This is a genomic window from Bradyrhizobium sp. JR3.5, from assembly GCF_054057015.1.
In genome coordinates this window covers 326,048-351,643 of the sequence record NZ_JBSRYV010000002.1, presented here as the reverse complement: position 1 = coordinate 351,643, position 25,596 = coordinate 326,048, and the positions used below count along the sequence as shown (strand labels likewise).

At 64.4% G+C, this 25,596-nt stretch carries 18 protein-coding genes and 2 pseudogenes; 9 read left to right on the top strand and 11 right to left on the bottom strand.

Annotated elements, in window-relative coordinates:
* The first annotated feature begins 290 nt into the window (after positions 1-290).
* From ACVWW1_RS18270 to ACVWW1_RS18255, 4 genes and pseudogenes are all read left to right on the top strand, one after another.
* Positions 291-2,234: a PrkA family serine protein kinase gene (locus ACVWW1_RS18270; RefSeq protein ID WP_173638133.1), complete on the top strand. Its 1,944-nt coding sequence runs from the start codon at positions 291-293 to the stop codon at positions 2,232-2,234.
* A 105-nt stretch (positions 2,235-2,339) separates the two neighbouring features.
* A pseudogene (locus ACVWW1_RS18265) lies at positions 2,340-3,615 on the top strand (YeaH/YhbH family protein).
* Between the two features lie 26 nt (positions 3,616-3,641).
* A complete protein-coding gene (locus tag ACVWW1_RS18260) occupies positions 3,642-5,165 on the top strand; it encodes a SpoVR family protein (RefSeq protein ID WP_456660605.1) in 1,524 nt (507 codons plus the stop codon).
* A 258-nt stretch (positions 5,166-5,423) separates the two neighbouring features.
* A complete protein-coding gene (locus ACVWW1_RS18255) occupies positions 5,424-6,614 on the top strand; it encodes an ABC transporter substrate-binding protein (RefSeq protein WP_456656924.1) in 1,191 nt (396 codons plus the stop codon).
* A 113-nt stretch (positions 6,615-6,727) separates the two neighbouring features.
* On the opposite strand, the gene ACVWW1_RS18250 is transcribed toward ACVWW1_RS18255, so the two are convergent.
* The 4 genes from ACVWW1_RS18250 to ACVWW1_RS18235 all read right to left on the bottom strand — a co-directional run bounded on the left by ACVWW1_RS18250 (position 6,728) and on the right by ACVWW1_RS18235 (position 12,387).
* Complete coding sequence (locus ACVWW1_RS18250) at positions 6,728-7,783, bottom strand: 2-oxoacid:ferredoxin oxidoreductase subunit beta (protein ID WP_176529699.1); 1,056 nt, start codon at positions 7,781-7,783, stop codon at positions 6,728-6,730.
* Positions 7,780-9,627: a 2-oxoacid:acceptor oxidoreductase subunit alpha gene (locus tag ACVWW1_RS18245; protein ID WP_456656923.1), complete on the bottom strand. Its 1,848-nt coding sequence runs from the start codon at positions 9,625-9,627 to the stop codon at positions 7,780-7,782. The genes ACVWW1_RS18250 and ACVWW1_RS18245 overlap by 4 nt, the downstream gene beginning before the upstream one ends.
* On the bottom strand, positions 9,597-11,396 hold the full coding sequence (locus ACVWW1_RS18240; protein WP_456656922.1) for an FAD-dependent oxidoreductase: 1,800 nt from the start codon (positions 11,394-11,396) through the stop codon (positions 9,597-9,599). Before ACVWW1_RS18240 ends, ACVWW1_RS18245 begins: the two co-directional genes overlap by 31 nt.
* A gap of 319 nt (positions 11,397-11,715) precedes the next feature.
* Positions 11,716-12,387, bottom strand: coding sequence for a hypothetical protein (locus tag ACVWW1_RS18235; RefSeq protein WP_456656921.1), 672 nt, complete (start codon positions 12,385-12,387; stop codon positions 11,716-11,718).
* A gap of 195 nt (positions 12,388-12,582) precedes the next feature.
* On the opposite strand from ACVWW1_RS18235, the gene ACVWW1_RS18230 reads away from it, so the two are divergent.
* The 3 genes from ACVWW1_RS18230 to ACVWW1_RS18220 are packed head-to-tail and all read left to right on the top strand — an operon-like array spanning position 12,583 to position 17,616.
* Complete coding sequence (locus tag ACVWW1_RS18230) at positions 12,583-14,835, top strand: caspase family protein (RefSeq protein WP_456656920.1); 2,253 nt, start codon at positions 12,583-12,585, stop codon at positions 14,833-14,835.
* 27 nt (positions 14,836-14,862) lie between these two features.
* Positions 14,863-16,407, top strand: a complete 1,545-nt coding sequence (locus ACVWW1_RS18225) for a DUF1800 domain-containing protein (RefSeq protein WP_456656919.1) — start codon at positions 14,863-14,865, stop codon at positions 16,405-16,407.
* A 15-nt stretch (positions 16,408-16,422) separates the two neighbouring features.
* Positions 16,423-17,616, top strand: coding sequence for a DUF1501 domain-containing protein (locus ACVWW1_RS18220; protein ID WP_456656918.1), 1,194 nt, complete (start codon positions 16,423-16,425; stop codon positions 17,614-17,616).
* Between the two features lie 170 nt (positions 17,617-17,786).
* On the opposite strand, the gene ACVWW1_RS18215 is transcribed toward ACVWW1_RS18220, so the two are convergent.
* Positions 17,787-19,142, bottom strand: coding sequence for a metal-dependent hydrolase family protein (locus ACVWW1_RS18215; RefSeq protein WP_176529705.1), 1,356 nt, complete (start codon positions 19,140-19,142; stop codon positions 17,787-17,789).
* A 194-nt stretch (positions 19,143-19,336) separates the two neighbouring features.
* Between ACVWW1_RS18215 and ACVWW1_RS18210 the strand changes: the two genes are divergently transcribed.
* Positions 19,337-20,347 carry an Lnb N-terminal periplasmic domain-containing protein gene (locus tag ACVWW1_RS18210; RefSeq protein WP_092116131.1) on the top strand — a complete coding sequence of 337 codons (1,011 nt, stop codon included), beginning with the start codon at positions 19,337-19,339 and terminating at the stop codon, positions 20,345-20,347.
* A 79-nt stretch (positions 20,348-20,426) separates the two neighbouring features.
* On the opposite strand, the gene pip is transcribed toward ACVWW1_RS18210, so the two are convergent.
* The 6 genes and pseudogenes from pip to pqqA form a co-directional block, all read right to left on the bottom strand.
* Positions 20,427-21,401, bottom strand: a complete 975-nt coding sequence (gene pip, locus ACVWW1_RS18205) for a prolyl aminopeptidase (RefSeq protein ID WP_456656917.1) — start codon at positions 21,399-21,401, stop codon at positions 20,427-20,429.
* Positions 21,391-22,612, bottom strand: a pseudogene (gene pqqE, locus ACVWW1_RS18200) (pyrroloquinoline quinone biosynthesis protein PqqE). Before pqqE ends, pip begins: the two are co-directional and overlap by 11 nt.
* A complete protein-coding gene (gene pqqD / locus ACVWW1_RS18195) occupies positions 22,609-22,917 on the bottom strand; it encodes a pyrroloquinoline quinone biosynthesis peptide chaperone PqqD (protein WP_173638120.1) in 309 nt (102 codons plus the stop codon). Before pqqD ends, pqqE begins: the two are co-directional and overlap by 4 nt.
* A 9-nt stretch (positions 22,918-22,926) precedes the next feature.
* Positions 22,927-23,682 carry a pyrroloquinoline-quinone synthase PqqC gene (pqqC, locus tag ACVWW1_RS18190; protein WP_176534908.1) on the bottom strand — a complete coding sequence of 252 codons (756 nt, stop codon included), beginning with the start codon at positions 23,680-23,682 and terminating at the stop codon, positions 22,927-22,929.
* A 20-nt stretch (positions 23,683-23,702) separates the two neighbouring features.
* Complete coding sequence (pqqB, locus tag ACVWW1_RS18185) at positions 23,703-24,632, bottom strand: pyrroloquinoline quinone biosynthesis protein PqqB (protein ID WP_456656916.1); 930 nt, start codon at positions 24,630-24,632, stop codon at positions 23,703-23,705.
* 161 nt (positions 24,633-24,793) lie between these two features.
* On the bottom strand, positions 24,794-24,874 hold the full coding sequence (pqqA, locus tag ACVWW1_RS18180) for a pyrroloquinoline quinone precursor peptide PqqA (RefSeq protein ID WP_035635412.1): 81 nt from the start codon (positions 24,872-24,874) through the stop codon (positions 24,794-24,796).
* Between the two features lie 325 nt (positions 24,875-25,199).
* Between pqqA and ACVWW1_RS18175 the strand changes: the two genes are divergently transcribed.
* Positions 25,200-25,457 (top strand): DUF6894 family protein, encoded by a 258-nt coding sequence (locus ACVWW1_RS18175; protein ID WP_176529710.1) that lies wholly within the window; start codon positions 25,200-25,202, stop codon positions 25,455-25,457.
* Positions 25,458-25,596: the final 139 nt, after the last annotated feature.

Genomic DNA, 25,596 nt, shown 5'->3' with positions numbered 1-25,596 from the left:
CGGGGAGGTTGCCCCGCTCGGATGTCCGCCTCGGAAGCCTGGGCCCCGGTAAACCACGGATGTGGCTGAGGGGCTACAACCGTTAAAATCAGGCTACCAACGGGGGATATTGATGAACCATTAAGCTTCCTGCCTGTTGATAAGGCAGAGGCTGCACGCGCCGTGCATTGCCGAAATGAGTCGGTCGAGTGTCCAATGGACCCAGCGTGCCGACGCTGATTCGATCCTAGGACGCTCTGGTTGCGACTCGTGTCAGTCGTGCGGCGATACATATCGTGGAGAGAGGGATCATGTACAACGATTCTTTGTTCAACGCCTTCGCAAGGTCGTTTGAAGCGCGAAGCCAGACCGACATGTCGATGGCCGAGTATTTGGAGTCGTGTCGAAGTGATCCGATGCGATACGCCAATGCGGCCGAGCGGTTATTAGCGGCGATCGGTGAGCCCCAGATGATCGACACGGCCAAGGACCCACGCCTTGGCCGTATCTTTTTGAACCGTACGATCAGGTCGTATCCGGCCTTCGCCGGCTTCTTCGGCATGGAGGACACGATCGAGCGCCTGGTCGGCTTCTTCCGCCACGCCGCACAGGGCCTCGAAGAGCGCAAGCAGATCCTCTATTTGCTCGGACCGGTCGGCGGCGGCAAGTCGTCGCTCGCCGAGCGCATCAAGGCGCTGATGGAGATTCATCCGATCTACGTGCTGAAGGCGGGTGACGAGCTGTCGCCGGTGTTCGAGAGCCCGCTCGGGCTGTTCGACCCCGAGCAGCTCGGGCCGATGATCGAGGAGAAGTACGGCATCCCGCGCCGCCGGCTGAGCGGGCTGATGTCGCCCTGGGCCTACAAGCGGCTCGAGGCCTTCGGCGGCGACATCTCGCAATTCCGCGTCGCGCGCATCCAGCCCTCCCGGCTGCGCCAGATCGCGGTCGCCAAGACCGAGCCCGGTGACGAGAACAACCAGGACATCTCCTCGCTGGTCGGCAAGGTCGACATCCGCAAGCTCGAGACCTACGCCCAGAACGACCCCGACGCCTACAGCTATTCCGGCGGCCTCAACCGCGCCAACCAGGGCGTGCTCGAGTTCGTCGAGATGTTCAAGGCGCCGATCAAGATGCTGCACCCGCTGCTGACCGCGACGCAGGAGGGCAACTACATCGGCACCGAGAACATCGGTGCGATCCCGTTCACCGGCATCATCCTCGCGCACTCGAACGAAGCCGAGTGGCAGAGCTTCAAGACCAACAAGAACAACGAGGCCTTCATCGACCGCATCTGCGTCATCAAGGTCCCGTACTGCCTGCGGGTCACCGAGGAGCAGAAGATCTACGAGAAGCTGATCCAGACCTCCGAGCTTGCCGCCGCGCCGTGCGCGCCGGCCACGCTGGAAACCTTGGCCCGCTTCTCGGTGATGTCGCGGCTGCGCAAGCACGAGAACTCGACGCTGTTCGGCAAGATGCGGGTCTATGACGGCGAGAGCCTGAAGGAATCCGATCCGAAGGCGCGCAGCGTGCAGGAATACAAGGACGCGGCCGGCGTCGACGAGGGCATGGACGGCGTCTCCACCCGCTTTGCCTTCAAGGTGCTGGCCTCGACCTTCAATCACGACACCACCGAGGTCGGCGCCGACGCGGTGCATCTGATGTATGTGCTGGAGATGGCGATCCGGCGCGAGCAGCTGCCTGACGAGGTCGAGAAGCGCTATCTCGAATTCATCAAGGCCGACCTCGCGCCGCGCTATGCCGAGTTCATCGGCAACGAGATCCAGAAGGCCTATCTGGAATCCTACGCTGACTACGGCCAGAACCTGTTCGACCGCTATGTCGACTACGCCGATGCCTGGATCGAGGACCAGGACTTCAAGGATCCGGACACCGGCCAGCTGATGAACCGCGAGCTCTTGAACCAGGAGCTGACCAAGATCGAGAAGCCGGCCGGCATCGCCAACCCGAAGGACTTCCGCAACGAGGTCGTCAAGTTCTCGCTGCGTTCGCGGGCGCACAATGGCGGCAAGAATCCGAGCTGGACCTCCTACGAAAAGGTTCGCGACGTGATCGAGAAACGGATATTCTCCCAGGTCGAGGATCTGCTTCCGGTCATCTCGTTCGGCTCCAAGAAGGACGGCGAGACCGAGAAGAAGCATGGCGAATTCGTCGAGCGGATGGTGGAGCGCGGCTATACCGAGCGCCAGGTCCGCCGGCTCGTCGAGTGGTACATGCGAGTGAAGCAGGCCGGCTAGTGCACGATCCGGAAAGCCGGCAGCGGCTTTCCGTCTCGTTCCGTCCCGTCCAATAAGAATGCGATGCGACTGTCATGATCGCATCCGGCGTGAGGCAGATGCAACGTGGTCATGCATATCGTCGATCGGCGGCTGAATCCGGGTAGCAAGAGCCTGGAGAATCGTCAGCGCTTCCTGCGGCGCGCCAAGGCGCTGGTGCAGGGGGCCGTCAAGAAGTCGTCGCAGGACCGGGACATCAAGGATGTCCTGGAGGGTGGCGAGGTGACCATCCCGCTGGACGGCATGGATGAGCCGCGGTTCCGGCGCGAGGGCGGCACGCGTGACATGGTGCTGCCGGGCAACAAGAAATTCGTCGAGGGCGACTGGCTGCAGCGTCCGAACCAGAGCGGCGCCAAGGGCTCCGGCGGCGGGCGAGGGCGACAGCGAGGACGCCTTCCGCTTCGTGCTGAGCCGCGAGGAGTTCGTCGACCTCTTCCTCGACGACCTCGAACTGCCTGATCTTGCCAAGCGCAAGCTCGCGCAAACCGAGAGCGAGGGCATCCAGCGCGCCGGTTATGCGACCTCGGGCTCGCCCGCCAACATCTCGATCAGCCGCACGGTGGGCCGGGCACTGGCGCGTCGCGTGGCGCTGCGCCGGCCGCGCAAGGACGAGATCGAGGCGCTCGAGGCGGAGCTCGCGGCGTGCGAAGACGAGACGCGCCGCCGCGAACTGCTCACGCTGCTCGAAGCGCTGAAGGCCAAGGCCAAGCGGATCCCCTTCATCGATCCGATCGACATCCGCTACCGCCGCTTCGAGACGGTGCCGAAGCCGGTGGCGCAGGCCGTGATGTTCTGCCTGATGGACGTCTCGGGCTCGATGTCCGAGCACATGAAGGATCTGGCAAAGCGGTTCTACATGCTGCTCTACGTCTTCCTGAAGCGGCGCTACAAGCATGTCGAGATCGTGTTCATCCGGCACACCGACCGCGCCGAGGAGGTGGACGAGGATACGTTCTTCCATGGACCGGCGTCCGGCGGCACGCTGGTGTCGAGCGCGCTGGTTGCGATGAACGACATCGTCCGCACCCGCTTCCGTCCCGCCGACTGGAACATCTACGCCGCGCAGGCCTCGGACGGCGACAACATGACTTCCGACAGCGCGGTGACCGGGCATCTGTTGACCGACAAGATCCTGCCGGTCTGCCAGTTCTTCGCCTATCTCGAGGTCGGCGAGGCCGCCAACTACACCTTCGACATGCCGGACTCCTCGCTCTGGACGCTCTATGAGCGTCTGCGCAACGACGGCGCGCCGTTGTCGATGCGCAAGGTGAGCGAGCGGGGCGAGATCTTCCCGGTGTTCCAGGACCTGTTCAAGCGCCGCACCAGCCAGGAAAGGGTATAGTTTGATGGGGTCTTCCGGCGAACGGGCTGTTCGAGGGCGCCGACTGGGATTTCCAGACGCTGCAGCGGATTCACGACGCATGCGAGGAGGTCGCGCGCAAGGAGCTCGGGCTCGACGTCTATCCCAACCAGATCGAGGTGATTACCGCCGAGCAGATGCTGGACGCCTATTCGTCGGTCGGCATGCCGCTGTTCTACAAGCACTGGTCGTTCGGCAAGCAGTTCGCCTTCCAGGAGGCGTCCTATCGCAAGGGCCTGATGGGTCTGGCCTATGAGATCGTGATCAACTCCTCGCCGTGCATCTCCTATCTGATGGAGGAGAACACGGCGACGATGCAGACGCTGGTGATCGCGCACGCGGCGTTCGGGCACAATCACTTCTTCAAGAACAACTATCTGTTCAAGCAGTGGACCGATGCCGACGGCATCCTCGATTATCTCGAATTCGCCAAGGGTTACATCGCGGCCTGCGAGGATCGCCACGGCCGCGAGACGGTGGAGCGGACGCTCGATGCCGCGCATGCGCTGATGTCGCACGGCGTCGACCGCTATCCCGGAAAGAAGACGCTCGACTTGCGTGCCGAGGAGAAGCGCGCCGGCGAGCGCCGGCAGCACGAGGAGAGCGTTTTCAACGATCTGTGGCGGACGGTGCCGAACACCAAGGCCAAGAGCAAGGCCGCGCTCACTGCCGAGCGCCGCCGCGCGCTGCTCGGCCTGCCCCAGGAGAACATCCTCTACTTCCTCGAGAAGACCGCGCCGCGCCTGCAAGGCTGGCAGCGCGAGCTCATTCGCATCGTGCGTCACATCGCGCAGTACTTCTACCCGCAGGGCCAGACCAAGGTGATGAACGAGGGTACCGCGACCTACGTCCATTACCGCATCATGAACCGGCTGCATCAGCAGGGCCGGATCACCGATGGCAATTTCCTCGAATTCCTGCAGTCGCACACCAATGTGGTGTTTCAGCCCGAGTTCGACGATCGCCGCTATTCCGGCTTCAATCCATACGCGCTCGGCTTTGCCATGATGCAGGACATCGAGCGGATCGTGAAGAGTCCGGAGGACGAGGACCGCGCCTGGTTCCCCGACATCGCCGGCAAGGGCGACGTCGAGGGCGTGCTGCGCGAGATCTGGAGCAATTACCGCGACGAGAGCTTCATCAACCAGTTCCTCAGCCCGGCGCTGATCCGGCGCTTCCGCATGTTCCATCTGCACGACGACCCCGCCGAAAGCCAGGGTATCAAGGTCGATGCGATCCATGACGAGCGCGGCTACCGGCGGGTGCGCCGTGAGCTGGCGCGGCAATACGATGTCGGCTTCGTCGACGCCAATATCGAGGTCGTGGATGTCGATCTCGACGGCGATCGCCGGCTGATGCTGCGTCACACCACCGTGAAGGGCGCGCAACTCAACGAGACCGACACGCGGCGCGTGCTGCAGCATCTCGCCGATCTGTGGACCTACGACGTGGCACTCACCGAACTCGACGGCACCGACAAGGTGCTGAAGGAATACGTCGTCAGCCCGCGCGCGGCTGCGGTCGCTGCCTGAGCAGTACGCTCACGCAGCGATCAGCGCGCGGTGACCGCCGCGCGGAACGCGAGTCTTGCTTGGCGAACCTTCGTGTCTATCGAAGGCTCGCATCATGAACATCCCGGCAACATTCCGATATTGAAAGCGCGTCATGTTCCGCGCGTGAACGTGACTGCCGGCATGCGGAAATCTCATTGAAGTCTTCTTGGCGATTGCCTGCGCGGGCGCGATTGATAATGTGCGCCGCGTCAAGAAAACCAAGAAAAGGATACGCTCTTGTCAACTCGCTCCCGCCTGGCGGCCTTTCTCGCCTTCACCGCGCTCACAGCCTCGTCGATCTCGCCGTCCGTTGCAGCCGATTCCGCGATCAGAATAGGAAACACCGCACCCTATAGCGGCCCGGCGTCCGCCTACGGCACGATCGCGCGCGCCGAAGCCGCGTATTTCCAGATGCTCAACGATCAGGGCGGCATCGGCGGTCGCAAGATCGATTTCGAGAGTCTCGACGACGCCTATTCGCCGTCGAAGACCGTCGAGCAGACCCGCAAGCTGGTCGAGCAGGACGAGGTGCTCGCGATCTTCAGCGCGGTCGGCACTGCGCCCAACATCTCGGTGCAGAAATATCTGAACATCAAGCACGTGCCTCAGCTGTTCGTGTCCTCAGGCGCGACACGCTGGAACGATCCGAAGCAGTTCCCGTGGACGGTCGGTTTCAATCCGACCTACGAGCTCGAAGGCCGGCTCTATGCGAAGTATATTCTGAAGACCAAGCCGGACGCGAAGATCGCCGTCATCACGCCGAACGAAGACGCAGGCAAGGACTATCTCAGGGGCTTCAAGGACGGGCTCGGCGAGCATGTCGGCCAGATCGTTGCGGAGACCACCTACCTCACGACCGACCCGACCATCGATTCCCAGATGGTGACGATGCGCGAGTCCGGCGCCGACGTGTTCTTCGCCGAAGCGACGCCGAAATTCGCGGCGCAAGCGCTGCGCAAGGCGGCGAGCATGGGCTGGAAGCCGCTCACCATTCTGCCGACCGTCTCCAACTCGGTCTCCGCAGTGCTCGAGCCGGCCGGGCTCGAGAACGTCATCGGCGTCGTGACCGGGCTCTATCTGAAGGACCCGACCGATTCGCGCTGGGCCGACGATCCGGCGCAGCAGGAGTTCTCGGCCTGGATGAAGAAGTATCAGCCGAACGCGAGTCCGGGCGACCTCTTCAACGTGCAGGGCTACACCGTCGCACAGGTCATGACGGCGGTGCTGAAGAACTGCAACGGCGATTACGGCCGTGACAACATCATCAAGCAGGCGACCAATCTGAAGGCGCTCGAACTGCCGATGCTGCTGCCGGGCATCAAGGTGCAGACCGAGCCCGACAATGTGACGCCGATCCGCCAGATCCAGATGGCGCGGTTCGACGGCAAGTCCTGGGCGCTGTTCGGCGAGGTCTTGAGCGACAAGTAGCCGTCACCCACTCCGCTGTCATCCCTGCTCCCGTGCGCAATTGCGCACGAGGCAGGGACGACACCGAGTTTGTTGCACGTCCTTCACGCCACTGTGTCGGCGAGAATGAGTGCTCAGCGCAGGCTGGCGTTGATCTTGTCCAACACGGCCGAGCCGGGGCAGAGCGCCTGTTCGTCCAGCGTGTTGAGCGGCGTCTCGACGGTGTCGAGATGGGTGTGCAGGTCCTCGGCATCCGGATCGACGTAAAGGAGCCCGGTGACGATCTGGCCCTTGGCCGCGTGCTTCTGCAGGAAGGTCTGTGCTCCGAGCCGATCGTGCGGATCGTAGTCGGCGTCGAGCTTGCGCAGCGCGAGCCGCGAGCCGTCATGCTGCTCGACCACCTGCACGGTGCCGGGCGCGTAATCGACGCTGATAGGATCGCGGCCGACCAGCACGTCGAGACGGTTCACCGCGTCGTTGTGCTCACGGACATAGTCGAAGCTCTTGGTCGAGCCGGCGTGGTTGTTGAAGGCGATGCAGGGGCTGATCACGTCGATGAAGGACGCGCCCTTGTGGCGGATCGCAGCCGCGATCAGCGGCACCAGCTGGGTCTTGTCGCCGGAGAAGCTGCGCGCCACGAAGGTGGCCCCTAACTGCAGCGCGATCGCGACCAGGTCGATCGCATTGTCGGTGTTGGTGACGCCCTTCTTCGACTTCGAGCCGCGGTCGGCGGTCGCGGAGAACTGGCCCTTGGTCAGGCCGTACACGCCGTTGTTCTCGACGATATAGGTCATGTTGACTGCACGCCGGATCGAATGTGCGAACTGGCCGAAGCCGATCGAGGCCGAATCGCCGTCGCCGGAGACGCCGAGATAGATCAGGTCGCGGTTGGCGAGATTGGCGCCGGTCAGCACCGACGGCATGCGGCCGTGCACCGAGTTGAAGCCGTGCGAGTTGCCGAGGAAATAGTCCGGTGTCTTCGACGAGCAGCCGATGCCGGAAATCTTCGCCACCCGGTGCGGCTCGATCGAGAGCTCGTAGCAGGCTTCGATGATCGAGGCGGTGATCGAATCGTGGCCGCAGCCGGCGCACAGGGTCGAGATCTTCCCCTCGTAGTCGCGATGGGTATAGCCCAGCTCGTTCTTCTTCAGGCCGGGATGATGAAACTTCGGCTTTGCAATGTAGGTCATGTCACGGCCTTGCGGAGAGGGGTCACCTTGAGATGATCCTGGTGGTCGCCGATCGCGTTGGCGATGAAGCGCGCGGTGATCGGCGTGCCGTCATAGTGCAGGATCGGCACCAGTCGCACGGGATCGATGCCGTTTTCGTTGACGATCAGCTGACGGAGTTGCGCGTCGCGGTTCTGCTCGACCACGTAGACGAAGTCGTGATCGGCGATGAAGCTCGCGACGCTGGAGTGGAACGGGAAGGCGCGGATGCGCATGCGGTCGAGCTGATGGCCGCGCGCTTCCAGGATTCCGATCGCTTCGTCCATCGCGGGCGAGGTCGAGCCGAAATAGAGCACGCCGTACTTGGTCGGCTTCGCTGCGTTGGCCTGCAGCGGCCGCGGCACCATGTCCTGCGCGGTCTCGAACTTGCGCACCAGGCGTTGCATGTTGTCGGCGTAAACAGCGCCTTCCTCGGAATAGCGCGCATAGCGGTCGCGCGAGGTGCCGCGGGTGAAGTAGGAGCCCTTGGTCGGATGCGTGCCGGGATAGGTGCGATACGGGATGCCGTCGCCGTCGACGTCGAGATAGCGGCCGAAGTCGCGGCCTTCGTCGAGCATCTCCGCCGTCATCACCTTGCCGCGGTCGTATTGCTTGGCGTCGTCCCACTTCAGCGGGCGGCATAGCCGGTGATTCATGCCGATGTCGAGATCGAGCATCAGGAAGATCGTGGTCTGCAGCCGCTCGGCGAGATCGAAGGCGGCGGCGGCGAATTCGAACGCCTCCGCTGGATCTTCCGGGAACAGCAGCACATGCTTGGTGTCGCCGTGCGAGGCATAGGCGCAGGCGATCACGTCGCATTGCTGGGTGCGGGTCGGCATGCCGGTCGAGGGGCCGGCGCGCTGGATGTTCATGATCACGGCCGGGATCTCGGCGAAATAGGACAGGCCGATGAACTCGGTCATCAGCGAGATGCCCGGACCCGAGGTCGCGGTGAAGGCCCGCGCCCCGTTCCAGGACGCGCCGATCACGATACCGATCGAGGCCAGTTCGTCCTCGCCCTGCACGATGGCGTATTTGGCCTTGCCGGTCTCCGGATCGTGACGATACTTGTTGCAATGGCTGGTGAACGCTTCCGCCACCGACGACGACGGCGTGATCGGATACCAGGCGCACACGGTGGCGCCGCCATAGACGGCGCCGAGCGCGGCGGCGCTGTTGCCTTCCACGAAGATGCGGTCGCCGACCTTGTCGGACTTCTTCACCCGGAGCCCGATCGGGCATTTCAGGTTTTGCAGCGCCCAGTCGCGGCCGAGGTGCAGCGCATGAACGTTGGAGGAGAGCAGCTTCTCCTTGCCCTTGTACTGCTCGCCGATCAGCTGCTCGACCAGCTTGGGGTCGAGATCGAGCAGCGCGCAGAGCGCGCCGAGATAGATGATGTTCTTGAACAGCTGGCGCTGCCGCGGATCGGTGTAGGTCGAATTGGTGATCGCGGTCAGCGGCACGCCGATGACCGTGATGTCCTCGCGGAATTTCGACGTCGGCATCGGCTTGGTGGAATCGTAGAACAGATAGCCGCCGGGCTCGATCGAGGCGACGTCCTTGTCCCAGGTCTGCGGGTTCATCGCCACCATCATGTCGACGCCGCCGCGGGCGCCGAGATGGCCGTCCTCGGTGACGCGCACTTCATACCAGGTCGGCAGGCCCTGGATGTTGGAGGGGAAGATGTTGCGCGGCGACACCGGCACGCCGTGGCGCAGGATCGAGCGCGCGAACAGTTCGTTGGCGGAAGCCGAGCCCGAACCGTTGACGTTTGCGAAGCGGACGACGAAGTCGTTTACGCTGCTGATCGGGCTTTGGACTGACATGTTGATCCCGCTTGAACCATATCGATGAGGTACTTCTGCATGTCCCAAGCGCCGGTCGGGCAGCGCTCGGCACACAGCCCGCAATGCAGGCAGACGTCTTCGTCTTTCACCATGACGCGGCCGGTCTTCAGGTCGCCGGAGACGTAGAGCGCCTGGTCGTGATGCGGCGAGGGGGCTTTCAGGCGCTGCCGTACGTCATCCTCTTCACCGTTCTCGGTGAAGGTGATGCAGTCCATCGGACAGATGTCGACGCAGGCGTCGCATTCGATGCAGAGCGGCGCGGAGAACACCGTCTGCACGTCGCAATTCAGGCAGCGCTGCGCTTCGCCGAGCGCGAGCTTGAGGTCGTAGCCGAGCTCGACTTCGGCGCGGATGTCCTTCAGCGCGATCACCTTGTCGCGATGCGGCACCTTGAAGCGCTTGTCGGCGGAGATGTCGTTGTCGTAGCTCCACTCGTGGATGCCCATCTTCTGTGAGGAGATCTGCACCTCGGGTAGCGGGCGCTCGTTGATGTCCTCGCCGGACAGCATTCGGTGGATGGACAGCGCGGCGTCATGGCCGTGCGCCACCGCCCAGATGATGTTCTTCGGCCCGAACGCCGCATCGCCGCCGAAGAACACCTTCGGATTGGTCGAGACGAACGTCTTGGGATCGACCTTCGGCATGTGCCACTTGTCGAATTCGATGCCGCAATCGGCTTCGATCCAGGGGAACGCATTCTCCTGGCCGACCGCAACGAGCACATCGTCGCAGGACACGGTCTCGTCCGGCTCGCCCGAGGGCACCAGATTGCGCCGGCCCTTGTCGTCGTATTCCGCCTTCACCTTCTGGAAGGTGACGCCAATCAGCTTGCCGGCCACATGCTTGAACGCCACCGGCACCATGTAGTTGAGGATCGGAATGTCCTCGTGAAGCGCGTCCTCCTTCTCCCACGGCGAGGCCTTCATTTCCTCGAAGCCGGAGCGGACGATCACCTTGACGCTCTCGCCGCCGAGGCGGCGCGCGGTGCGGCAGCAATCCATCGCGGTGTTGCCGCCGCCGAGCACGATGACGCGGCGGCCGATCTTTTCGACGTGGCCGAACGACACGTTGGCCAGCCACTCGATGCCGATATGGATGTTGGCGGCGGCCTCCTTGCGGCCGGGAATGTCGAGCTCGCGGCCGCGCGGCGCACCAGAGCCGACAAAGATCGCGTCGTAATTCTCGGAGAGCAGCTGCTTCAGGCTGTCGACGCGCTGGCCGCCCTTGAACTCGACGCCGAGGTTGAGGACGTAGTCCGTCTCCTCGTCGATCACGTTGTCGGGCAGGCGGAATTTTGGAATCTGGCTGCGCATCATGCCGCCGGCCTTGGGATCGCCGTCGAACACGGTGCAGTGATAGCCGAGCGGGACGAGATCGCGCGCCACGGTCAGCGAGGCGGGGCCGCCGCCGACCAGCGCGATGCGCTTGCCGTTCTTCGGCTCCGGCTTCGGCAGCCGGTGCTTGATGTCGTCCTTGAAGTCGGCGGCGACGCGCTTCAGGCGGCAGATCGCGACTGGAGTGTCCTCGACCCGCCCGCGGCGGCACGCCGGCTCGCAGGGACGGTCACAGGTGCGCCCGAGAATCCCGGGGAACACGTTGGACTTCCAATTGATCATGTAGGCGTCGCTGTAACGCCCCTCAGCAATCAACCGGATGTACTCGGGAACGGGGGTGTGCGCGGGGCAAGCCCATTGGCAATCGACTACTTTATGAAAGTAATCCGGCGCCGAGATATCAGTCGGTTTCATTCCTACCTTTGACCCGCGCGAAAAATGCCTGCCGCGCGGCCTTATCGTTGACGACGAACGCTCACACGACGTTGTTCTGGTTTTTGAATTGGATCATAGGCTTATCTTATTAGAGCCGTTCCGGAGAAGGCAAAGGCTAAATTGTCCGATCATCAGCTTTCGCGCGGCTGATGCGCGTCCAGCGTTAATCTCGTTTGCGTTATGTGGCGGTGCAGCATGATCTGCATCGCGATACCACGCTTGTTCGAGCATGATCTCCGCGCAAGCGCTGCGCGTTGGTCGCGGGGCAAAACCGCTTCGCACTTTTCCGGACCACGCTTCAGTTGCGCGGAAGATCGCTCTTCGCGACATCCCACAACAGCCGGTAGACGCCGCTGGTGACCACCAGCGGCTTCAAGGCAGCATTGCCGGTGATGCCTGCTGCGGCTGCGGGGACCGCGCCGACATCTGTGGCGTCGATCAGCACGAACCAGTCGCCGGCACCGGGATCGGCTTTCCCGGCGTCCGGCGTCAGCGGTTTCGACAGGTCAGGGTCGTTCTCCAGCAGGTGCATCGAGATGATGCCGTCGCGCGCGGCCGGATCGAGTTGCTCCCGCAATGCAGCGCGGAGTCTGTCCGCCCCCTCGGCCGGCGGGCGCAGGCGGATGATGCCGAGGGCTGCGCCTCGGCCGACGCCGTGGCTGACCGTGATGCGCGCGACCCCGCGGATCATGTTCCGGAAGCGCGCGATGTTGGCCTTCGACCAGTCGGTCTGGTTGGCGAGCGCCTTGCGGTAGGCGGGGCTCTCGAGCACCTCGAAGGTCGCGGTCGAGTAGAGGCTGAGATATTTCGGCCTGCCGTCATGGGCGACGTAGCGGCGGGCCTCCAGGAATCCGTCGATCGCGACCCGTTCTTCGAGATGCTCGCGATCGTACCAGCGGTTGAATTCAGCTTCGTGTAAGCTGTCGATATCCATCGAGGTCAGCAGCATGCCTTGTCCGGCGATTGGCATCGAGTGCTCCTTTTTTGCCTGTTTTATCTGCGCAATATCGCCTGATAGCGCGCGCCCGGGAAGCCGATTCCGGGGTGCCCGCGACCGTGCAGACCAAGGATTGCCACAATTGCCGCAATCCTGTTCAGCGCGCATTCACGGAAGTAGCCTTTCCATCCGTAACGCCAACTCTCGAGAAGAAAAGGGACGACCACTATGACGCGCATTCTGTGGGCATTGATCGTCGGTCTGGTGTCGCTCTCGTCGCTTCCCGTCCATGCGCAGGATCAGGAAAAGCGCCTCGCGCTCGTGGTCGGCAACGGCGCCTATCAGGCCGGCGCGTTGCAGACTGCCGCAAACGATGCCGGCCTGATCGCGCAGACATTGCAGGCCGCCGGCTTCGACGTAGTCGGAGCGCGCGATCTCGATAGCGAGACGCTGCGCAAATCGTTCCGCGATTTCATCCAGAAGGTACAGGACGCGGGGCCTAATGCCGTGGCCTTCGTCTATCTCGCCGGCTACGGCGTGCAGCTCACCGGAGAGAACTACTTCGTGCCGGTCGACGCCAAGATCGCCCGCGACACCGACGTGCCGGTCGAGGCGATCCGCCTCTCCGACTACAGCCATCAGCTGTCGGCATTGCCGATCAAGGCGGGCGTCATCGTGCTCGATGCGGCGCGCAGCAATCCCTTCGCCAAGGACGGCCAGCCGCTGGCCGGCGGCCTTGCGCTGGTCGACCCCGATCCGAAGCTCTTGATCGCCTTCAATTCGGCGCCCGGCACCGTCGCCCCTGACGGGGCGCCGCCTTACGGGCCCTACGCGCAAGCGCTGGCGGAAATGATTCGCGCCGGCGGCCTGACCTTGCCCGAGGTGTTCGACCGCGTTCGCCTGCGCGTCAACGAGATGACCAAGGGCGCCGAGATCCCGTGGAATGCCCAGAAGGTCGACGCGCCCTTCATGTTCTTCGAGCGCAAGCCGGACGCGCCGCCGCAGCAGGTCGATGCCGGACTGCGCACCAAGCCGATCCGCGACTTCCCGGCGCACGACGCCTATGCCGCCGCGCTGGAGCGCGACACGCTGCAAGGCTACGAGGATTATCTGCAGGCCTATCCGACCGATCCGCTCGCCAGGCGCGTGCGCGCGATCGTGGCGGCGCGGCGCGAGGCCATCACCTGGCGGCGCACCTACAACGCCGACACGCCCGATGCGTATTGGTCGTATCTGCGGCGTTATCCGCGCGGCCCGCATGCATACGACGCCCGGCGCCGGCTCGCCTATCTGTCGGCCGCACTGGAGCCGCCGCCGCAGTTCACGGCGCTCGACTACGACGTGCCGCCGCCGCCGCCCGACGAGGTCGTCTATGTCGACCGCCCGGTGCTCTACTACAGCGATCCGGTATTCGACTTCGCGCCGCCCCCGCCGCCGCCGGTGTTCTTCCTGCCGCCGCCGCCGCCCGACTTCGTCGTGCTGCCGCCGCCGCCGCCGCCGATCGGACTGTTCGTGCTGCCGACGCCGTTCTTCGTGGCGATGCCGGCCTATGTCGCCGCACCGGCCTATGTCGTGCCGCCGCAGAACAACATCGTGTTCAACAACATCCACAACACGACAGTGATCAACACGGTGATCAACAATCCCAACCCGACGCCGGCGCAGCTCCACGCGGCCGGGGTGACGGCGGCGATGGGCGGCGCACCGGTCACGGCGGCGCCGCAACTGCCGGCCGCGGCGATGCAGCGCGCCAATCTGGCACAGCCGGGCGGTCCGCAAGGCGTGACCCCGGCGCAAGGTGCGGCCATGGGCGCGCCCGGCGCTGCGCCGAACGCAGCCGCCGCACCGAACGCGATGGGTGCGCCGGGTGCGCACACTTTGCCGGGCGCCAAGAATGGACCGCCGCTGCCGCAGTCGGCGACCGCGCCGGCCAACCCGACGCAGCAGCATGGTGCCGTGCAGCCGGGCACTGTGCAGCCGGGCGCCGTGCAACCTGGCGCCGCGCAGCCCGGGGCAAAGCCGAACGCGGTGACACCAGGCAACCCCGTGACCAATGCGCCGGCCTCGCCCGCGACCGCCGGCAAGCCCGGGAGGCAGCAGCCGCTCACCGCGACCGCACCGACCGCGAACGTGAAGCCCGCAACGGCGCCGTCGCCGGCGAGCCGCACGCCGCCAGTACGGCAGACGCCGGCGGCGCGTTCGGCACCGGCACATGCCGCGGTGTCGCCGGCACCGGTCTCCCGGCCTGCGCCGGCGCGGGTCGCAGCTCCGCCCCGCGCGGCTCCCCCCGCCGCCCCGCGCCGCAGCCATTGCGCCGCATCCGGCACCGGCTCCGCGTGCCGCGCCGCCGCCACCACGGCCGGCTGTGCAGGCGCAACGCGCAGCGCCGCCGCCGCGGCCGGCGCCGCCGCCAAGGCCCGCAGCAGCACCCCGCGCCGCGCCGGCATGCCCTCCCGGCAAATGCAAACACTGAGGGCATGACACCATGAGCCGGGCAGGTCAGCCTTCATGAGCATCACGGCCACACTCGGCGCGCGGACAGCCGCGAAACTGATGATCGGTACGATCGCGGGGCTGGTGGCGTTCCACCAGCCGGCGCGGGCGGCCGAACTCGCAGCGCAGGACATCGCGCTGCTCGACCGCCTGACCTGGGGCGTCAGCGCCTCGAGCGCGGCGCATCTGCGCGAGATCGGCACCGAACGCTGGCTGCAGGAGCAGCTGCATCCGGCCAACACCGCACTCCCAGGCGCCGTCCAGAAGCAGATCGAGGCGATGCCGGATGTGCATCGCTTCCCGTTCGACATTGCGGCCTCGTTCGATCAGCAGGGCAAATCCGCCAACCAGGTCGCCGATCCGGAGCAGCGCAAGGCGGCGCAACAGGTCTATCAGCAGGCCATGAACGACCGCGCCAGGCAGGCCGCGGCCCGCACCATCCTGCACTCGCTCTACGCGCCGGATCAATTGCGCGAACGCCTGACCTGGTTCTGGTTCAACCACTTCAATGTCCACCAGTACAAGGCCAACATCCGCGTGCTGGTCGGCGACTACGAGGACCGCGCGATCCGCGCCAACGCGCTCGGCAAATTCCGCAACCTGCTCTCGGCCACGCTGCATCATCCCGTGATGCTGCGTTACCTCGACAATGCCGACAACGCGGCCGGCCACCTCAACGAGAACTACGCCCGCGAGATCATGGAGCTGCACACCATGGGCGTCGGCTCCGGCTACACCCAGGCCGACGTCGAGGCGCTGGCGCGGATCCTCACCGGCGTCGGCATCGACTTCAAGTCGGATGATCCGAAGCTGAAGCCGGAGCTGCAATCCCAGCTGGTCCGCGAGGGCGCGTTCGAGTTCAATCCGGCGCGCCACGATTTCGGCGACAAGACCTTCCTCGGCCATCAGATCAAGGGCCGCGGTCTCGCCGAGGTCGACGAGGCCCTCGATATCCTCTGCCGTCATCCCGCGACCGCCACGCACATCGCAAAGCAGCTTGCGACCTATTTCGTGTCGGACAATCCGCCGCCCGCGCTGGTGCAGCAGATGGCGCAGACCTTCCAGAAGACCGACGGCGATATCGCGGCCGTGATGTCGACGCTGGTTCATGCACCGGAATTCGCGGCGAGCCTGAAGGGCGGCGCCAAGTTCAAGGACCCGATGCTCTACGTGATGTCGTCGGTGCGGCTCGCCTACGATAGCAAGGTCGTCCTCAACACGCTGCCGATCCAGGGCTGGCTCAATCGCCTGTCCGAGGGCCTGTTCAATCACGAGACGCCCGATGGCTATTCGATGCTGTCGGCGGCATGGAACGGTCCCGGGCAGATGATGCTGCGTTTCGAGATCGCGCGCGCGATCGGCTCGGGATCGGCCGGGCTGTTCAAGCCGAACGAGCCCAACGCGGTCGACCAGCCAGCGTTTCCGCTGGTGATGAACGGGCTCTACTTCAGCAACATCAGGCAGACGCTGAGTCCGACCACGCTCGCCGCGCTCGACCAGGCCGTCTCGCCGCAGGACTGGAACACGCTGTTTCTGTCGTCACCCGAGTTCATGCATTGAAATGGAGGTTCGCCAATGAACCGCCGCGAACTGATCAAGGCCTTCGCCGCTTCCGCTTCGCTCACCCTTGCCGGCCGGGTCTGGGCCGCGCCCGCGACCGACGCGCGGCTGCTCGTGGTGTTCCTGCGCGGCGCCTACGACGCCGCCAATGTCGTCGTGCCCGTCGGCAGCGAATTCTACTACGCCTCGCGCCCGACGCTTGCGGTCGCGCGGCCCGACGCCGGCAACCCGAATGCGGCGCTGGCGCTCGACGCCGGATGGGGGCTGCATCCAAGCTTGCGCGATTCGATCTATCCGCTGTGGGCCAAGCGGGAGATCGCCTTCGTTCCGTTTGCCGGCACCAGCGATGATCTCTCGCGCAGCCATTTCGAGACCCAGGACACGATCGAGCTCGGGCAGGCGGTCGGCGGCAGCCGCGACTACCGCTCCGGCTTCATGAGCCGGCTGGCGACCGAGCTGACGCGGGTGAAGCCGATCTCCTTCACCGACCAGCTGCCGCTGATCTTCCGCGGCCAGAACCAGATCCCGAACATCGGCATCGCCAGCGTCAGCAAACCCGGTGTCGACGATCGCCAGGCGCGGCTGATCAGGGAGATGTACGCGAGGGGCGACCTCGCCAATTCGGTGTCGGAAGGCTTTCGGGTCCGCGACGACGTCTACAAATCGGTCTCCGAGGAGATGATGGCGGCCAACCGCGGCGCCGTGTCGCCGCGTGGCTTCGAGCTGTCGGCGCGGCGGATCGGCCGGCTGATGCGCGAGCAGTTCAACCTCGGCTTCGTCGACGTCGGCGGCTGGGACACCCACGTCAACCAGGGCGCGGCGACCGGCTATCTCGCCGACCGTCTCGGCGAACTGGGCAGGGGCCTCGCCGGCTTCTCGGAAGAGATCGGCCCCGCGATGTGGCGCGACACCGTCGTGGTCGTAATCTCCGAATTCGGCCGCACCTTCCGTGAGAACGGCGACCGCGGCACCGATCATGGCCATGGCAGCGTCTACTGGGTGATGGGCGGCGGCATCAACGGCGGACGCATGGCCGGCGAGCAGGTCCAGGTCGCCCAGGCGACGCTGTTCCAGAACCGCGATTATCCTGTGCTGACCGACTACAAGGCGTTCTTCGCCGGCCTGATCCAGCACGTCTACGGCCTGCAGCAGGCAAGCCTCGAGCGCATCTTCACCGGCATCAAGCCGAAGGATCTGAACCTGGTTTGAAGGGGCACTGCCAAAATATCGAAAACAACCCCATGCAAAGGTGCCGTCGGTTGCCGGGGTTCGACGCGGCAACTTGACGAGTCGGGCAAATCAACGACAATTTTATATTATTCAGAAATCGTGCATCGGCGGCTACATGACCGTCGAACGGCTTAGTGGTGGCCACCGCTTCAACTCTCGTTCTTGTAGACTTTGCCGTCCTTCATGATGACCTTGAAGTTCTTGGCGGGGTCGGCGACCAAATCGATATTTTCGAGCGGATTGCCGTCGACCAACAGGAGATCGGCCAGCGCGCCCTGCTCGACGACCCCGAGCTTGCCGGGATACGGATTGCGTTTGCCGGACAAAGCCAGCAATTCGGCGTTGGTCGACGTCGCCATGACCAGCGCTTCGTCAGGCGTGTACCAGCGGGTGAGTGAAGCGAGGATCGCGCCCTGCCGCTTGGCCAATGCCCCGGAGAACAGAACGTCGGTGCCCCATGCCGTCTTGATCTTATACTTCTTTGCCAGTTGATAGGTCCTGGTAATGCCGGGCCAGACTTCATCGGCCTTTGCCCGCTGCACCGATCCCATCGCCAGGCCGGTCCGCATTTCTTCGGGGAGCGGCTGCGTGCTGAGCCAAACGCCCTTGTCCGCAATCAGTTTCGCAGTCGCCTCGTCCATCAAGAAGCCGTGCTCGATGCATTTCACCCCGGCTGCGATCGACCGTTGGATCGCCGCGGGGGTGAATGCATGCACCGCGACGTAAGTCCCCCAGTTCTCGGCCGCCTCGACCGCGGCGTGCAGCTCCGTCTCCGTGAAGGTCGACACGTCGATCGGACTGAAGGGCGAGGAGACGCCGCCGCCGGCCGTTAGCTTGATCTGGGAAGCGCCCTGCATGAGTTGCTCGCGGACGCGCACGCGGACTTCGTCTGGACTGTCGGCGACCATGCTGCCTCCGACCTGTTCCATGCGCGTCAGCATGCCGCCGATCGTCCGCGGCAAATCGGATAACTGGCGGAAATCGCCGTGTCCGCTGGTCACGGTGATCATCGCGCCCGAGGGATAGATGCGCGGTCCGGCGATCAATCCCTGGTCGATGGCGTCCTTCAGGCCGAAGGTCGGGCCGCCGAGGTCGCGGATCGTCGTGAAGCCCCGCATCAATGTGTCGGTCGCCTCGACGCCGGCGGCGATGTTGTTGAACCCGACGTCGCCCATCGCCTGAACGGGATTGGTCCGGATCAGCATCGCATGCCAATGATTGTCGATCAGGCCGGGCATCAGGGTCCGCCCGTTGCCGGCAATCACGGTGCTACCAGGTTCGGCGGTGATCGGCGTCGCCGAGATTCGCTCGATGATGTTGCCTTTTACAAGCACATGTGACGGCGCCGAGAGCGAGCTGCCCTTGCCGTCGAATATGCGCACATTCTCGAACAACGTCGTGCTGATGGGCGCCGGCGGAGTGCCCTGGGCGCAGACCACGGGCGCCAGAGTGAGGGCTAGAAGCGGGAAGGTGGCACGAAAGGCTCGCAGGGATAAGGCAGCCATCGCAGATACCTCGCGGATGGAATCCAGCAGAATGCCGTGAGCGCCGCGTGTGACAGTATCGCATCTCGACGGCCGCCATTTGTGGACCGTCGCGCAGGCATGAATGCTACCAGAGCGGGTCTAACAAGTGAAGTTCAATGCGTGTACGCTCGCGCCGTCCGCTGCGACGTACGCGCTCCGACGCCAGGACGCCAATGAGTGCACCTGTCGGATTTCTGACTCGAATCGCCGACCGGCTGATTGCGATCGTCGGCTTTGTGGTGAAGGCCTTGTCTGTCACATGGGCCACGCTGGCTATCTATTATTCCAACCTGCCGTGGGCCTGGGCACGCCTAGTGCTGGCGGCGGCTTTCGCGCTATTTGCGGTATGGGCGCTGTTGCTGTCGCGGCGGCGCAGCATGTCCGCAGTGGCGGCCGTACTGTTTTTCGGCGTCGTCGGATGGTGGATCGCCATTCCCCCGTCACATGATCGCAATTGGCGCCCGGAAGTGGCCGTGATGCCGCGGGCGTTCATCGACGGCGACCGCGTGCGGTTCACCGGCGTGCGCGATTTCGACTATCGTTCGCGCAACGATTTCACAGTGCGCTACGAAGAGCGCGAGGTGCGGCTGTCGCACCTAAAAGCCATCGATTTCTACGTTTCCTATTTCATGGAAGGGCCAGTTGGGCACACGTTTCTGAGCTTCATGTTCGACAATGTGCCGCCGCTGACCATCTCGATCGAGACGCGCCCTGAGATCGGCGAAGGTTTTGCTCCCATCGCATCGATGTTCAAGCAGTTCGAGTTGATTTACGTAGTGGGCACCGAGCGCGACCTCGTTGGCGTGCGGACCAACCATCGCAGCGAGCCGACCTATCTTTATCGCCTCAATTCGTCCGCCGACGACGCACGCCGCCTGTTGCTGGTTTATCTGGAGCGCATCAACCAGCTCGCCGATCACCCCGAATTCTATCATCTGTTGACCAACAGCTGCACGATCAACATCGTACGCTACGCCAATGCCGCGGGACGCAAGGGGAGGTTCGACATCCGTCATCTGCTCAACGGCCTGATCGACAGCTACCTGTATCATTCGGGCCGGATCAACACGGACATGCCGTTCGATGAATTGCGGCAACGCTCCCTGATCAATCCAGCCGCACAGGCAGCCGACGGCGCGCCCGATTTCTCGGAGCGGATCAGGGCTTCCCTGCCGCCGCGTTGATGAAAAGCCGCTCGCGATGTGACGCAGCGTTACTTTCGCACCGCCGAGCGGGCGCTCCAATTTATGTGTACGCGCCCAGTCATTGTCTTGCCGCCAGATCCGCGATCGCCTTCATCACGGCGTTGCGGATGCCGGGGTCGTAGAGGATGTGGCCGGCGCCATCGATGATGCGGACCTCGCTGCCCGGCCAGCGCGCGGCGAGTGCGTGCGATGTCGCGGGTGGGCACAGCAGATCGTAGCGGCCCTGCACCAGGATGCCGGGAATGCCGGCGAGCTTGCCGGCCTCGTCCATCAGCTGGTTCGGCCGCATGAAGCAGTTGTTGGCGAAGTAGTGCGCCTCCATGAACGGCGTCGAGGGCAGGGCGCCTGCTGTCTTTGTCAGGTCGAGCCGCGTCTGCTTCGGCGTGTGCTCCGACAGCGTGCGTTCGGTGTCGTGCCAAGCGCGCGCGGCCGGCGCATGCACGGCGATCTCAGGATCGAGGATGCGGCGGTAATAGGCCGCAAGCGGCGCCGCACGCTCGTGCTCGGGCAGGAAGTTGAGGAAGTCCTCGGAGAGGCCGGGGTAGAAGCGCGGCAGGGCGCGCAGGAAAACGTCTTCCAGCTCTTCACGGGTGCCGAGAAACGTCGCGCGCAGCACCAGCCCGCTGACCCGCTCGGGATGAGCTTGCGCATAGGCCAGCGCCAGCGTCGCGCCCCAGGAGCCGCCGACCACCATCCAGCGCGCGAAGCCGAAGCGTTCGCGGATCTTCTCCATGTCGGCGATCAAATGCTGCGTGGTGTTGTTGTCGCGGCTGCCCTTCGGCCGGCTGCGGCCGCAACCGCGCTGGTCGAACAGCACGGCGTGAAAGCGCTCCGGATCGAACAGCCGTCGATGATCGGGCTGGCAGCCGCTGCCCGGGCCGCCATGCAGATAGACCGCGGGGATGCCGCCCTCGCACCCGACGCTCTCGACATGCAGGTCGTGGCCGTCGCCGACATCGAGCCATTCCGATGTCAGCGGAGCGAAGGGATCGGCGCGCCTTGCGGCCTTGCCGGCATCGGCGTCAGGCGCCATGCGGTTTTTCCTGGGGTTCGTCCGTCTCCAGCGTGCCGCCGGCGAAGTTGCGGTAGAGGAAGCGGTTCTGCGTGCCGGCGGATTCCTGCTCGGCCTGCTTGAAGATCTCCTCATGCCGCGGCGACAGCGCGCAGGCCGGGTCGGTGTTGCCGGCATCGCCGGTCAGCGCAAAGGCCTGGCAGCGGCAGCCGCCGTAGTCGACCTCGCGGAACTCGCAGCTCTTGCACGGCTCCGGCATCCAGCCGGTGCCGCGATAGCGGTTGAAGGCCTCCGAGTTCTGCCAGATCCAGGCGATCGAATGGTTCGAGCGCACCGATTCGAATTCGAGCCCGGTGATGCTTTCGGCGGCGTGGCACGGCAGCACCTTGCCGGCCGGCGAGATGTTGAAGAACTGGCGGCCCCAGCCGCCCATGCATTTCTTCGGCCGCAGCGCATAGTAATCCGGCACCACGTAGTCGATCGCGAGCGTACCCTTCAGGCGTACTTGGGCTTCCTCGACGATGCGGCTGGTTTCCTCGATCTGCTCGATCGTCGGCATCAGTGCGGCGCGGTTCTTCAGCGCCCAGCCGTAATACTGCACGTTGGCGACTTCGAGCCGGTCGGCGTCGAGATCGACCGCCATCTGGATGATGTCGGACAGCTGGTGCAGGTTCTGCCGGTGCATCACGGCATTTACCGTGAGCGGCATGTCAAGCTCGCGCGTCCATTTCGCGACTTCGAGCTTCTTCTTGTGCGCGTCCCTTCAGGCCGGCGACCCGGTCTGCGACGACGGGTTCATTGCCCTGGAAGCTGATCTGGACATGGCTGAGGCCGGCATCGGCCAGCGCCGACAGCTTGTCCCTGGTCAGCAGCACCGCCGAGGTGATCAGGTTGGAATAGAGCCCGACATCGGTCGCGTGTCGTACCAGCTCCACGATATCCTTGCGCGCGGTCGGCTCGCCGCCGGAGAAATGAACTTGCAGCACGCCGAGCTCGGCGAGCTCGCCCAGCACCTTCTTCCATTCCTCTGACGTGAGCTCGGTCGAGCCGCGGTCGAGCTCGACCGGATTCGAGCAATACGGACATTGCAGCGGGCAGCGGTGGGTGATCTCGAGCAGCACCGCGAGCGGGATGCCGTAGGTTTCGGCTGCCGAGCGCGTTTGCTCGAGCACCGCGAGTCCGTCGGTTGGGCCTGCTGTCGTTGTCTTGTTACCGGCGAGCGTGTCAGTCATGCCGTGCTCTCGCGCGCTTCGGTGAGAAAGCCCTTGTCGGCCAGATCCTGCAACATCGCGATCACGTCGGTCGCGATCGCCTCGCGCGGGGCGGCGTATTTTTCGGCGAGCTGGTCCACCATCTGGGCGACACTGCGGACGCCGTCGCAGAGCTGCAGCACCTCGACCGCGATTTCATCGGGCGCCAGCACGCGCTCCGGCGCCAGGATCACCCAGACCTGCCGCGTCTCGTCGAATTTCAGCCTGGTATGGCGCGGCAGTTTCGGCCGGCTGGTCTCGCTGACGCTGATGTTGCGGCTGGCCATTGCAGTTCTCTAGCTTGTTTTCGGCACGAAGGCGCCGGGCGGAATCTGGCCCTCGACATAGGCGTGATAGAGCGCGTCGAGCTGCACCCACAGCACGTTGGTCTTGAAGATCAGCGCGTTGCAGACCGCCTCGCGCTCGGCCGGCGTCCTGGCATGCTGCTTGACGTAGTCGAGCGCGAAGCCGGCGTCGCGGGGCGCCTGGGTCAGGCGGCGGCTGAAATAGCTCATGATGTCGGGGTTGACGAAGTCGTAGTGCTTCAGCATCCCGGAGATGCGCTCCTCGTGCAGGTTCGGCGCGAACAATTCGGTGAGCGAGGAGGCGATCGCCTCCAGCGGCGTGCGGTCGCGGCAGAAATGCACATAGGCTTCCACGGCGAAGCGCGTCGCCGGCAGGATGCCTTCGGTCGACTCGACATAGGCCGTGTCGAGGCCGAGGCCTTCGGTCAGCTTCAGCCAGCGTTCGATGCCGCCCTCACTGCCGAGATCGCCGTCATGGTCCTCGATGCGATGGCGCCACTCGACCCGCGTCATGCGGTCGCGAAAGCGCGTCATCACCATCGCGTCCTTCAGCGGGATCGTGCTCTGGTAGTAGTAGCGGTTCAGCGCCCAGGCCTGGACCTGGCCCTTGTTGAGCTTGCCGCCATGCAGCAAGCGGTGGAACGGGTGCAGGCTGTGATAGCGCGTTGCGCCGATCGTGCGCAGCGTCGCCTCCATCGCCTCGGCGCTATCGAGCGTGATGCCCTTGCCGATCGAGAGCGCGGTCATTCCAGAGGTAGGCACGACATTCACAGCACGATCTCCGTTCCGTCGGCGGGAATCTGCCAACCCGCCTGTTCGGCCGCCTTGCGTTCGGCCGAAGTCCCAAGCAGCGCCGGGTTGGAGTTGTTGATATGCAAAAACACTTTTCGTCCGATGTCGAGCCCGGCGAGGCTCGCGATCGCGCCCTGATCGCCCGACATCGCGATATGTCCCATGCCCTGGCCGGTCTTGTTGCCAAGGCCCGCCGCGATCAACTCGTCGTCGCGCCACACCGTGCCGTCGAAGAACACCAGGGGCGCGCCCTTGAGCCGTGATTTCAGGTCGTCGGTCACCCGGGCGCAGGCGGCCAGGAAGTAGAAGTATTTGCCGCTCTGCTTGTCCGCAATACGCAGGCCGAGCGTATCGCCGACGCCGTCGGCACCCGCCGGGTGCGCCTTGCCCTCGAGATACCACGCGCCCTTGCCGGGAACCTCGAACGGCAGCACCTCGAGCCCGGACGGCGATCCGTCGGGCAGGGCCGGCTCGAAGGCCTGATCGACCGCGATCGGCCGGCGCGCGACGTTCTTCTCGCTCAGCACGTTGAAGATGCTGTTCGCGCGCAGGATCGCCAGTACCCGCTCATGCGCGTAGATCGCAAACGGCGAGCCCTCGCGCATCGACAACAGCCCGGCGACCGCATCGATTTCGCCATTGGTGAGGATGACGCCGGCGATCGGGCTGTGGCGCAAGGCGCCGTGCTTCGGATGCAGCTGCGGCGTGGCGATCAACTGTTGACGGAGATCCGGGGACGCGTTGACCAGGAACCAGTGGGCGCCATCGCCGCTGACGGCGATCGAGGCTTGCGTGCTCTGCAATTCCGGATGGTCGCTTCGTGCGGTCCTGCAGACGGCACATCCGCAGTTCCACTGCGGAACACCGCCACCCGCCGCGGCACCCAGGACGACGACACGAAGCATGATCCGTCCCCTGGAGACGTTTAACTCGGATCCGAAAAACCCGGACCCAGAAACGTTACGAGGTGGACGCCGGCTTTGGAACACGCCCCCGTGCTCGGGAGCGTGTTACGCCCGGATGTCCACCTGCGCTAAAACGCTAAACGTGTATAGGGCGCTCCCGCTTACTTGCGGGTGGCGCACATATACATGTTGATTTCCATGCCGACCGACACTTCGACGATCTTCGGTGCTTTCCAGGCCATTAGGCTCTCCTTGTTGCAACCGGACGAACTTTCCGCCCTGCAGGTTAAACTACTGCGGTTGGAAAAGTTCGCCACTTAAATTTTTCGCAAGCGGCCCTGCGGAAGCGCTTGCTGCACTGCGGGAAGCGAATCCGGTCCCCTCACAAATTTGTGCGCGCACTTCCGGTCAAAACCCGGTGGGATCAGACCTTTTTCCTGTTGTTCGCCACACGGTGAACAGTGATCTTGGACTAGAAGACAGGGGCCACGCGGTCCTCCGAAGGTCCTGATGACGATTCCGTGCTTCCCGGTGACGGGAAGCAACTAACCGAGCCGAGTTCTGCCGATGCCACGCTATTTCTTCAATACCCGTATCGGCGATGAGCTGATCTCCGACCCCGATGGTGAAATCCTGCGGGATCCGGATCGTGCGTGGGAGATGGCGCGGGCGATGATTCGCGAACTGCTCAAGACCGAGGGGACCGACGGCGCGCTGCTCAACGCGGTGATCGAGGTGACCGACGACGAGGGCGAGATCGTGCTGGAGTTTCCATTCACCGAGGCGATTCTCGATCGCCCGGACCGCTCGATGACAAAGCACTGAGCGACACCGCCACAGAGCACACCGACACGGTCGCGTGGCCACAACCATGCGTTGGCCGATGTCAGCATGTTTCCGATTGCAATTGTCCGGACAAATTCGCAAGGCTATGAACGGAAAGCCGAATGGCGCCGGTCGACGT